The sequence below is a fragment of the Oleiphilus sp. HI0079 genome, assembly GCF_001635105.1.
On sequence record NZ_LWFT01001359.1, the window covers coordinates 1 to 1,391 of the forward strand.

Consider the following 1,391-nt stretch of genomic DNA (forward strand, 5'->3'; position numbering starts at 1 on the left):
CCTCGATTTGAACAAGGAACCACGGATCAATACCCGTAAGAGAAAACACTTCATCAACGCTCATACCAGAGCGGAAAGCATCCCCGATATACCAGAGGCGCTCGGCATTTGGCGTACTTAGTTCACCACGCAACACTTCAGCCGCGTTCTCAGCTTTCAGGTCCAGCTTGGGCTCGAACCCATAAGAGCCAACCTCAAGCCCACGAATCGCCTTATGGAAAGATTCCTGGAAATTACGGCCGATTGACATCACCTCACCAACAGATTTCATCTGCGTCGTCAGTGTCGCATCTGCTTGCGGGAACTTCTCAAATGTAAAACGAGGAATCTTGGTAACAACATAATCGATTGAAGGTTCGAACGACGCAGGTGTGGCGCCCCCCGTAATATCATTTTGAAGCTCATCAAGCGTATAACCAACTGCCAGTTTTGCGGCTACTTTTGCAATCGGAAAGCCCGTTGCTTTGGAGGCAAGCGCAGAAGATCGAGATACACGAGGATTCATCTCGATCACCACCATTCGCCCTGTTGTAGGGCTGATGCCAAACTGCACGTTTGAACCGCCGGTTTCAACGCCGATCTCACGCAAAACCGCCAACGATGCATTACGCATGATCTGATATTCTTTGTCAGTCAAGGTCTGCGCTGGTGCGACGGTAATGGAATCCCCAGTATGAACACCCATTGCATCAAAATTCTCAATCGAACAGATGATGATGCAATTGTCCTTTTTATCGCGAACAACCTCCATCTCATATTCTTTCCAGCCGATCAAAGATTCATCGATCAACAGCTCGCTTGTTGGAGACAAGTCCAAACCACGCGCGCAAATTTCTTCAAACTCTTCACGGTTGTACGCAATACCACCGCCGCTTCCGCCCATGGTGAACGATGGACGAATAATGCTGGGAAAACCCAACTCATCAATAAGGGCAACGGCCTCTTCCATGCTATGCGCAATGCCAGAGCGAGGCGTCTCAAGACCAATTGACTTCATTGCCTTGTCAAAACGATCACGATCTTCCGCTTTATCGATCGTATCAGCATTTGCACCAATCATTTCTACGCCATACTTCTCAAGCACCCCTTCGCGCTCAAGATCCAAAGCACAATTAAGCGCGGTTTGACCACCCATAGTGGGTAAAAGCGCATCCGGACGCTCAACTTCAATAATTCGCTCTACGGTCTCCCAGGTGATCGGCTCTATATAAGTCGCATCCGCCATCGCCGGATCGGTCATAATCGTTGCAGGGTTTGAATTCACAAGGATGACCCGATAACCCTCTTCTCGGAGAGCCTTACAGGCTTGTGCGCCCGAGTAATCAAATTCACAAGCCTGACCAATTACGATCGGCCCAGCACCAATAATTAGAATACTCTTTATGTCGCTA

General features: G+C 49.0%; 1 protein-coding gene. It reads right to left on the reverse strand.

Going from position 1 to position 1,391, the window contains the following annotated elements; all coding sequences use genetic code 11:
• On the reverse strand, positions 1-1,391 hold a 1,391-nt coding region (gene carB, locus A3750_RS23475), incomplete at both ends, for a carbamoyl-phosphate synthase large subunit (RefSeq protein ID WP_082873406.1).